At 71.0% G+C, this 8,008-nt stretch carries 7 protein-coding genes; all 7 read right to left on the minus strand.

The window, feature by feature from the left end; all coding sequences use genetic code 11:
- Nucleotides 1–215 precede the first annotated feature (215 nt).
- The gene (locus VNO22_15795) at nucleotides 216–1,064 is read right to left on the minus strand and encodes an oxidoreductase (protein ID HXG62832.1); all 849 of its coding nucleotides are present in this window, start codon (nucleotides 1,062–1,064) and stop codon (nucleotides 216–218) included.
- Nucleotides 1,061–3,400: an MMPL family transporter gene (locus VNO22_15800; protein HXG62833.1), complete on the minus strand. Its 2,340-nt coding sequence runs from the start codon at nucleotides 3,398–3,400 to the stop codon at nucleotides 1,061–1,063. The genes VNO22_15795 and VNO22_15800 overlap by 4 nt, the downstream gene beginning before the upstream one ends.
- On the minus strand, nucleotides 3,400–5,322 hold the full coding sequence (locus tag VNO22_15805; GenBank protein ID HXG62834.1) for an AMP-binding protein: 1,923 nt from the start codon (nucleotides 5,320–5,322) through the stop codon (nucleotides 3,400–3,402). Before VNO22_15805 ends, VNO22_15800 begins: the two co-directional genes overlap by 1 nt.
- Before the next feature lie 35 nt (nucleotides 5,323–5,357).
- Nucleotides 5,358–5,804, minus strand: coding sequence for a hypothetical protein (locus VNO22_15810; GenBank protein ID HXG62835.1), 447 nt, complete (start codon nucleotides 5,802–5,804; stop codon nucleotides 5,358–5,360).
- Nucleotides 5,805–5,823: 19 nt separating this feature from the next.
- Entirely contained in the window at nucleotides 5,824–6,690 is an 867-nt protein-coding gene (locus VNO22_15815; protein HXG62836.1) for a DUF192 domain-containing protein, read from the minus strand.
- Entirely contained in the window at nucleotides 6,683–7,177 is a 495-nt protein-coding gene (locus VNO22_15820) for a hypothetical protein (protein ID HXG62837.1), read from the minus strand. Before VNO22_15820 ends, VNO22_15815 begins: the two co-directional genes overlap by 8 nt.
- 54 nt (nucleotides 7,178–7,231) lie before the next feature.
- The coding region (locus VNO22_15825; protein ID HXG62838.1) for a hypothetical protein at nucleotides 7,232–8,008 on the minus strand (777 nt) is incomplete at its 5' end.

Genomic DNA, 8,008 nt, shown 5'->3' on the forward strand with positions numbered 1-8,008 from the left:
GCCGAGGGGCACGCGCGCCTGCGGGCGGCCGGCCTGAGCCGCCGCGCCCGGGCCCGCCGCGTGGACGCCGCCGCCGCGATCGTGATCCTGGAGAGCTACCTGCACCGGACCCGATAGCGGCCGGCTCCGCCGCTTCGACGCGCTCGAAAACCCGGCATCGTGTGGCCGGACGGAGGGAAGCCGGGCAGGAGCCGGGGGCGGCGTTCCGCGCCGCGCTACCACATCTCCGTCCGGATCCGGTCGGGCGAAATGCCCACGCGCGCCAGGAGCCCTTCCTGCCGGCGGCGCGCCGATCCGCACCAGAGGTCGCAGAAGCCCGGCTCGCGCCGGCGGGCTCCGTCCGGCCCCGCCGCTTCCCGCGGCCGGTTGGGGCCGCAGACGAACGCCCAGGAGGCCGCCGGGTCGAGGAACCCTTCCATTTCCCGGCGCACCTCCTCGACGGTCACGCGCTCGCCCCGGCTGCGGGAGAAAAACAGCCGCAGCCGGAACCGGTCGGGATGGCGCGTCCGGAGCGCGGGCCATTCGTCCCGGTAAAAAACGTCCTCCTCGGTCCGGTTCTGCAGGAGGAGCAGGTGCCGCTGAGGCCAGCCGCGTCCGAGGGCGTGGCGGATCATCCCACGGTTCGGAGCCACGCCGCTGCCGGCGCACAGGTGAAGGAACCCCGTGATCCCGTCCGGCGGCCGCTCCGGAAGGCAGTAGTTCCCCAGAGGACCCCGCAGGACCAGCTCCCGTCCGACCGCCCGTCCCCGCACGAGCAGCGGCGTCAGAAGCGGCGGGAGGGGGCCCCGGCGCTCCTCCTTGATCGATATCTCCAGGAACCGCGGATCCAGTCCGTCCGAGGCGAGCGAAAACCCCCGCGGCGGTTCGGGCATCCCGCGGTCCGCCTCCCGCCGGGCGATCTCGTCCGCCAGCTCCGGGAACTGGTGCGGATCGATTTCGACGTACTGGCCCGGGCGGTAGGGGAACGCCTGTCCTCCCAGGTCCAGCCGCAGCGTCGCGGCGTCCGGCGTCTCGGGGCGCACGTCCGCCACCCGCGCGCGGACTTCCCGTGTCTCCGCGTTCATGACCGGGGCATCCTCAGAAGCAGGAACAGGGCCGGCAGAAGAGACAGCGACGCCCCTTGGCCCATCACCATCGCCAGCGCCGTGAAGACGCCGAAGTACGCCGTCGGCACGAACCGGGACAGCGAAAGAAGCACGAACCCCGCCACCACGATCGACGTGGCGATCCAGATCGCCCGGCCCACCGTGGCGTGAGCCCGCCGGACCGCCTCGCGGCGGTCCGCTCCCGCCGCGCGGAGCTCCGCCCGGTAGCGCACCGCGTACTGGATCGCCGAATCGATCCCCACGCCCATCGCGATCGAGGCGATCATGACGGTGACGAGATCCAGCGGCACGCCCGTCCAGCCCATGACCCCGAGGCACGTGACGACGGGCAGCACCTGGGGCACGAGCACCACGGCCGCCAGCGCGGGGGACCGGAAGAGGATCAGGAGCATGGCGTAAATCGCGGCCACGACCATGAGGAACGTGTCCCGCTGGCTCTTCAGAAGGGTCTGAAGCATGTTCGAGTAGAGTAGGAAGACCCCGGTCACGCGCGGCTCGAGGTTTCGCAGCCCGGGCTGCGCGGCCAGATGCGCCTGCAGGCCCTCCAGGATCTTTCGGCGGTGAAGGGTCGGCGCGGTTTCGCGGAACCGGACCAGGACCCGCGCCACGCGGAATTCAGGATCCACGAACTCGCGCACCTGTTCGCGGGCGGCCTTGATGCCGGCGAGCTGTTCGACCGTCAGGCGCGGAAGCGCCTTGCGCGCCTCGTCGAGCAGCGTCTTCAGGGACCGGACGTTGCCCGCCTCGGGAACGCGCTCGAAGTAGGAACCGGCGGCGGCCAGGGCCTCCACGCCCTCCGGCGTCCGGAAGAATCCCGGGGCGGGCGCTTCCAGAACCACCTCCAGCGGCGTCGTCCCGCCCATCCGCGTGTCGATGTACTCCAGGCCGCGGTAAACCTCGCTCGAGGGCCGGAAGTAGTCGATGAACTTGGTCTCGACGCGGATCCGCGCGGCTCCCGCGAGCCCCAGTCCCAGAAGCGCCAGCCCGGCCGCGACGACGAGGCCCGGCGCCCGGAGCGCCGAGGCGGCCAGAAGCCGCACGACGCCGCGGGGGCCCGAGGCGGCCGGCGGACCCGTCTCCCGCGACGCGCCGAACGGAGCGGCCGCCGCGGGCAGAAAGACCAAGACCGTCACGAGCCCGATCGCCATGCCGATCGTCATCATCAGGCCGAAGGTGCGCACGGGCCGGATGCCGCTCGTCAGGAGCGAAGCGAACCCCGCCATGGTGGTGGCGGCGCTGTAAAGGCACGGCGTCCAGACGTCGCCCGCGGCGGCGGCCATCGCGTCCGGGTGCGGCTCGCGCGGGAAAAGCCCGCGGCGCTCCCGGTAGCGCTCGATGACGTAGACCGTGTAGGGCAGAAGAAGGACGAAAAGAAGCACCGGAAGGTTCGACGTGATCACGGTGACCTTCTCTCCGGCCGCCGCCATCGCCCCGAGGACGAACGTCACCGGGAGGAGGCAGGTCAGGATGGGCAGGGCCACCCATCGGACCTTCCGGTAGGTGACCGCGAAGGCGAGCAGGAAAAGCGTCAGGCTCACGGCGCCGAAGACCTTGAGGTCGGCGGCCACGTGCTCGAGAAGGTTGATGTTGATGATGGGGATTCCCGAGAGGCGCACGGGCTCGTCGAGCCGCGGAGGCCCCCAGGCGGCGGCGACCTCCCGGAGCCCGCGGACCATCGCCTCGCGCCGCGCGCGAAGCTCCGCGAGGGCCGCGCGGTAGGGACCTTCCAGCTCGGCGAGGCGCGCGCGGTCCCGGCGGGCCTGGGCGTCGGCCCACTGGGTGTCGAGCGCGAGGATCGATTCGGGGATGTCCAGGTGCGCCAGGAGCGAGACGTCCCGGCCGTCCGCCGAGATGAGGTTTCCGGCCGCCTGCGTATGGTTCAGCAGCTCGCGCCGCGCCGCCTCGAGGTCGGCTTTCGGGTCGGTCAGGAGCACGGGGACCGGAAGCCCGAAGGGCGAGGCCCGGTTCCGCAGAAGGGGGACCGTCAGGATCGAGGTTACGGACTTGACGTGCGGGACGCGGCCGAGCTCGGCGGCCAGCTCCGAAAGAAGACGCACGGACTCGGGCGTAAACCAGTCGGCCTTCCGCGCGCAGACGATCGCGTATTCGTCGTACCCCCAGAGAACGCGGCTGCGGTTGTAATAGGCGAGGTCCGGATCGCGTTCGTCGAGAAGCACGTGGGTGCCGGCCTCGATGCCGAACCGGGGCAGGACCGCCGCGGCGGCCGCTCCGGCGGCCAGAAACGCGGCCAGGACCGCGGCGCCCCGGCGTCCTCCGACGAGCGCTCGGATCATCAGACCGCCCGGGCGATTTCCTCGACCGCGTCCGGATTCTCCACGGACGAAAGGTCCCCGGGCGGCTGGCCCAGGTACCGCCGGCGGATCGCGCCCCGCACGATCTTGGCGGAACGCGTCTTGGGGAGCATCCGGACGAACTTCACCGCTTCGGGCGCGCAGGTTTTCCCCAGATGCCGCACGACCCGTTCCTGAAGCGCCCGGCGGAGCTCCTCCGACGGAACGCGGCCGGGCTTGAGGACGGCGAAGCAGACGAGGGCCTCGCCCTTCACCTCGTGGGGAACGCCGATCGCGGCCGCTTCGGCCACGTCGGGATGCTCCAGAAGCGCGGCTTCGACCTCCGCGGGTCCCACGCGCTTGCCGGCGATCTTGATCGTGTCGTCCGAGCGGCCGTAGAGGAACCAGAAGCCGTCCTCGTCCACCCGCGCCCAGTCCCCGTGATACCAGACGTCCGGTCCGAACCTGGAGAAATACGTCTCGAGATACCGCTCGGGATCCTTGAGGAACCCCTTCGTCATCGACGGAGCCGGCTTCTTGCAGACGAGGTGACCGATTTCGCCGCGCACCGGCCGTCCGGCGTCGTCGAAGACGTCCACGTCCATGCCGAGCCCCGGTCCCCGCAGCGTGCAGGGCTTGAGATCCGTAATGGGCAGCGGCGAAAGGTGGCAGCCGATGATCTCCGTGCCGCCCGAAATGTTGATGATGGGGCAGCGCCGGCGGCCGACCTCCTCGAAGTACCACATCCATCCCTCGGGATCCCAGGGTTCGCCCGTCGAGCCCAGAAGGCGAAGCGACGAAAGATCCCGGCGGCGGACCCACTCGGGGCCGGCGGCCTTGAGAAGGCGCACGGCGGTCGGGGAAATGCCCAGGTGCGTGACGCGGTGGCGCTCCACGATTTCCCAGAGCCGGTCGGGAGCGGGATAGTTCGGCGCGCCCTCGAAAAGAACGAGGGTGCCGCCGAAGAAGAAGGTTCCGATCATCTCCCAGGGACCCATCATCCAGCCGATGTCGGTGACCCAGAAGAAGACGTCGTCCGCCCGCACGTCGAAGGCGTATCCGACCTCCTTGGCGATCTGGGCGAGCGCGCCGGCGTGGGTGTGCACGGTCCCCTTGGGGCGCCCCGTCGTGCCGCTGGTGTACAGAATGACGGAGACGGCTTCGGCTTCGAGATCCACGGGCTCGAAGGCGTCCGAGGCGCGGGCCAGAACGTCGTCCCAGGCGAGGTCGCGCGGGTTCCAGGGCACGTCGATCCCGAGGCGGCGGAAGACGACGACGTGCCGGAGGGAGGGGCACTGGGCGGCGGCGAGGTCGGCCTCGGGTTTGAGGGGAACTTTCTTCCCGCGGCGCGAGACGCCGTCGGCGGTGAAGAGGACCTTGGCTTCGGCGTCCTGGAGCCGCACCGCCAGGGCGGGCGCTCCGAAGGCGGAGAACACGGGGACGGGGACGAACCCGCCGGTCAGGCATCCGAAAAAGACCGCCACCGTTTCGGGCACCATGGGCATGTAGAGTCCCACGGCGTCCCCGGGGACAAGCCCCAGCCCCGCGAGCGCGTGGGCCACGCGCGCGGCGGCGCGGCGGAGCTCGCCGTACGTCAGCGTGCGGACGCCGCCGTCGTCGCCCTCCCAGACGAGGGCGGTCTTTTCCGCCGCGCGTTCCGCCAGGCAGTTGGCCGCGAGGTTCAGGCGTCCGCCCAGGAACCACCGGGTCCACGGGAAGCCGCGGGAGGAGTCCTGCACGCGCTCATACGGGCGCGACCAGCGCACCCCCAGGTGGGCGAGCGCGGCGTTCCAGAACCACGACGTATCCTGGACGGACCGGCGGACGAGCTCCTCGTAGTCGCGGATGCCGTGGCGCCGCATGAAGTCGGTGACGCGGGCGCGTTCGATGAGGTCCGGGCTCGGCCGCCAGACGATGTCCTTCACGCCGACGCCATTCTATAACCGCGCGGGAAAGGGACTCAATACCCCGCCGGGCGCGTCAGCGGCGTCCGGTGCGGATTGGGGGCCGTGTGGTAAGCCACCAGCCGCCGCTGCCAGCAGCCGCCGCTGCGGATCTCCACGCGCTTGATCCGGATCTCGTCGATGAACCGGCGGTCCTTGTCGTCGTACTGGGCGGCGGCGAAGTCCGCCACGTCCCGCATCTCGCGGTTCTGCTCGGACACGTTGTACTTGGAATCGCGCGTCGTTTCGTAGGACACCAGCAGGACCGTCCGCCCGTCCATGGGTCCCACGTGAGCGCCCACGCTTTCGAACTGGAAATGGGACCGGATGCGTTCGGCCAGGCGGACCCGGTTGGCCGCCGGCGATTGCTCCAGGCTTCCGAGCGCCAGAAGCATGGCGACGATCATGAAGACCACCGCCAGGAAGCCCGTCACGGCGATCATCCAGAGGGACTTGCTGCCCACCGACGGAGATTATAGCCCGTCAATCGGAGGAGCGGCGCAAGGCTTCGGGAGGGAACTCGGCCCGGACACCGGGGCGGGGCCGGCCTCCCTCGTCCACGAGCCCTTTTTTCCGGAACCACCCGCGGTTCATTTCGAGGACGTACTGAGCCGGGCCGTCGGAGGGGTAGGTGGGCCAGGGGCCCCGGCGGGGATCGTCGGCGGGGGCGGCCTCGCACACCTTGACGAGCGTGCCGTCGGCGCGGAAGTAGGCGATGTCGAGCGGAATGAGGGTGTTTTTCATCCAGAAGCCCAGGGACGGCCGCTCTTCGGGGTAGACGAAAAGCATCCCGTCGTCCGCCGACAGGCGGGGGCGGAACATGAGGCCGTGCTGGCGCTCGGCCTCCGTGAGGGCGAGTTCCGCATAGGCCGTCGCTTCGCCGATGCGGACGTGGGGCAGTTCCTCCGGGCGCGCGGCGCGGACCTCCCGGGAAAGGTCCGCGCGGTCGCCGGGGCGGACCGCGAGCTTATCGAGCGTCCCGGGGGCGACCAGGAGCGCGTAGGCGGCCTCGGCGCGGGGGACGAGCCCCTCGGGGTCGGCCGGCCGGAGCGTGCCGAGGTCGACGACTTTCCCTTCGCGGTCGAGGAACGCGGCGTCGTAAGCGGCGCCGCCGGGTTCGAGCTTCACGAAGCGTTCCCGCGGCCAGGCCAGGAGGAACCCGCGGGTTTCCTCCGCGGCCGGGAAGGAGGCGGGGGCCCCGCGGCGCTCCCGCTCGCGGGCCACGATCGTCACGGCGATCGGGCGGCCCTTGAGCGTCACCTGGCCGAAGCGGGCCTCGCCTTCCGGGCCGCCTCCGCAGGCGCATCCCAGAACGGCAAGAGCGAGGGCGGGAAGGGTCTTCTTACTCATCCTGGTTCACTCCGAAATACCGGAACCGGAGAAGATGCGCCACGCGCAGGGCCGGCTCCGAGATCTTTTCCGCGTGGCGCGGGTCGATCGACGCGCCCGTCCAGCTCGCTTTCTCGAGGGACATGGGCTCGCGGGCGTTGTCGTTGAATTCGCGGAAGCTCCGCACGCGGGCCACGACGCCCCGGGGTTCGACCGGGGCCACGTGCACTTCCAGCCGGGTGCGGTACCCCTCCCTCCAGTGGGCGCTGAGGTGGACGATCCAATCCGTCTCGAAGGCGTACGGGGCGCGGGGCGGCTCGAGGATCGCGTATCCCTGCCGCGTCACGATGTCGCGGGCGGCGCGGAGGACGTCCTCGGGGGATTTAAGGATGGGACCGACCTCGTACCAGTCGCCCGCGGCGGTGGCGGCGACCGGCTCGGCCAGGTCGAGGAAAAAGCAGCCTCCGAGGAGGGCCAGGGCGCCCAGGACGCCGGCGGCGCGCGCCATAGGCGCCTCAGGATAGCAGAGGCGCGGGGCGGGAGCCACTGTCCCGTGGGCCGGCTATTCCTGTCCCGTCTCGACGAGTTCGAGGTTGAACTTTTCGAAGTCGCGCTCGAGGAATTCGAGCTTCACGAGCCCCACGCCGGGGGCGTAGGTGCTGCGCGAGGTCATGGGGACCGTGGCGCCGTCGCGCTCGACGCTGCTGGTGAATTCGACGACGAGGCAGTCCTCGTACGTCCGCCGCGCGTCGCCGCGGCCCACGGAGACGGTTTCGCCCATCGAGCGCACGAGGCGCCGGAAGGGCCGGCCCGCGGATTGCCAGGTCCAGACGTTTCCGGAACGCAGCGGGAACTTGAGGAGGGGTTCGCGTTCGGCGCCGGCGACCAGGTAAACGGCGTCCCGCTCGATTTCCAGGAGGTACGTCATGCGGGTGGAGTAGTTCCGGTAGATTTCTTCGAGCACCGCGTACACGCGCAGGAGGTCGCCGTCGCGGGCGACGGAATCCACGCGGACTTTTTCGAGCATTTCCCCGTCCCCGCGGCGGTAGAGGAGGTACCGGCCGGGGCGCAGGGGAAAGTACTTGCGCATCTGGGCGGCGATCTCGGGGGGACGGGGCGAGGGGCGGTCGCTCAGCCGGGCGAGGGCCTCTTCCGCCCACGCGCGATGCTCGGGGCGGCGCGCGCGGGCCAGGAAGTCGCGCAGGAGGGGCGCGGCCTCGTCGCCGTAGGCGGCCTCGGTTTCTTCCTTGAGGAGGGCGAACTCGGCCTCCTCCGCGATCCGGCGGGCCTCGGCGTGATCGGGGTCGGCGGCGAGGGCTTCGCGCGCGGCCCGGGCGGC

It is taken from the genome of Planctomycetota bacterium (genome assembly GCA_035574235.1).
Classification (GTDB): Bacteria; Planctomycetota; MHYJ01; order MHYJ01; family JACPRB01; genus DATLZA01.

Coding starts and splice junctions, on each gene's coding strand:
- VNO22_15795 (HXG62832.1), bottom strand. CDS start 1,064: ATGAACGCGGAGACACGGGAAGTCCGCGCGCGGGTGGCGGACGTGCGC.
- VNO22_15820 (HXG62837.1), bottom strand. CDS start 7,177: ATGGCGCGCGCCGCCGGCGTCCTGGGCGCCCTGGCCCTCCTCGGAGGC.
- VNO22_15800 (HXG62833.1), bottom strand. CDS start 3,400: ATGATCCGAGCGCTCGTCGGAGGACGCCGGGGCGCCGCGGTCCTGGCC.
- VNO22_15815 (HXG62836.1), bottom strand. CDS start 6,690: ATGAGTAAGAAGACCCTTCCCGCCCTCGCTCTTGCCGTTCTGGGATGC.